Source organism: Vibrio sp. 1562 (assembly GCF_033340155.1).
In the GTDB taxonomy this organism is placed as follows: Bacteria; Pseudomonadota; Gammaproteobacteria; order Enterobacterales; family Vibrionaceae; genus Vibrio; species Vibrio alginolyticus.
This window is the reverse complement of the sequence record NZ_JAWOVY010000521.1, coordinates 1-608: the sequence shown is the minus strand read 5'-3', so window position 1 is coordinate 608 and position 608 is coordinate 1. Positions and strand designations below refer to the sequence as shown.

Annotated in this window: 1 pseudogene; it reads right to left on the bottom strand. The window is 49.7% G+C overall.

Features of this window, described 5'->3' with window-relative positions:
• Nucleotides 1-608, bottom strand: a pseudogene (gene fadH / locus R7Z49_RS26165) (NADPH-dependent 2,4-dienoyl-CoA reductase); the annotation flags it as partial.

Below are 608 nucleotides of genomic sequence, written 5' to 3'. Positions count from 1 at the left end.
ATCCGCCTGACCAGATGCAAGGATTCGCTCTGCTTCATCAGGAGTGTTAATTCGATTACAGGTGACGATTGGCACAGAAACGTGCGGTTTCACCTTCTCGGTTACCCATGTAAATGCACCGCGAGGTACTTGCGTTGCAATGGTAGGAATACGTGCTTCATGCCAACCAATACCAGTGTTGATAATGGTGACGCCCGCGTCTTCCAATCCTTTGGCTAATTCAATCACATCTTCGAACGTGCTGCCCTGCTCGACGAGATCCAGCATCGAAAGACGGAAAATGATGATGAACTTCTCACCCACCGCTTTACGTACAGCTTTCACTATCTCCAACGGGAAGCGCATGCGTTTTTTGTAACTGCCGCCCCAATCGTCATATCGCATATTGGTGCGCTTACAAAGGAACTGATTGATCAAATAACCTTCTGAGCCCATTAATTCCACGCCGTCATAACCGGCAAGTTGAGCGAGTTCAGCGCTGTTGGCAAATGCATCGATGGTCTTTTTGATCTGACGCTCGCTCATTTCACTCGGAGCAAACTTTGCAATCGGCGCTTTAATGCCAGAGGCGCTCTGCGCAAACGGGTGCATCGCGTAACGCCCAGCAT